General features: G+C 42.2%; 1 protein-coding gene. It reads right to left on the bottom strand.

The window, feature by feature from the left end:
• Positions 1–593 (bottom strand): RNA-guided endonuclease TnpB family protein (locus DW826_RS18755; RefSeq protein WP_242994133.1); only part of this gene is annotated, 593 nt, incomplete at its 3' end.
• Positions 594–606: the final 13 nt, after the last annotated feature.

Raw genomic sequence — 606 nt, forward strand, 5'->3', positions numbered from 1 at the left:
TAACCTGCATGTTTTCCATTGGAATCTACATATAGTTCTTTTATGGAAAAATCGAGTCCAACGACCTGCCTTATGTTCCTTGTTTCCACCGGCTTTTCTTCACAAAAATACAGAAGAGAAACATAATACCGCCCATCAGCTTCCAGACAGACGGATGCACCTTTCAAGCAGGCATCTTCCCGGATCTTACGATGCTGCCGGATCCGGATCCAGCCTGCCTTTGGGAGCTTCAGCTTCCCATCTTTTAACAGGATATTTCCATTTACACTGTTTGTTGTATAGCTTTTAACAGGATTCTTTTTTGACTTGAATTTTGGAAATCCAAACGATGGATCCCGGAAAAAGTTTTTATAAGCAGTCTGCAGATGCAGCTGGGCATTGCACAGAGCAAGACTGTCCACTTCTTTTAGCCATGGAAACTCTGCCTTATATTTTGCCGGAGTGACCTTCAGGTTTTTTCCGGTCTTTTCATAGCATTCCTTCTTTTCTGCCAGCATCCGGTTATATACAAACCTGACACATCCAAATGTTTTTGCAAACAGTTCCTGCTGTATTTTATTGGGATAGATCCGAAACCGGTATACTACGTTCATGTTTTTTCTCCCC

Source organism: Clostridium sp. AM34-11AC (assembly GCF_003435375.1).
Taxonomy (GTDB): Bacteria; Bacillota; Clostridia; order Lachnospirales; family Lachnospiraceae; genus Pilosibacter; species Pilosibacter fragilis.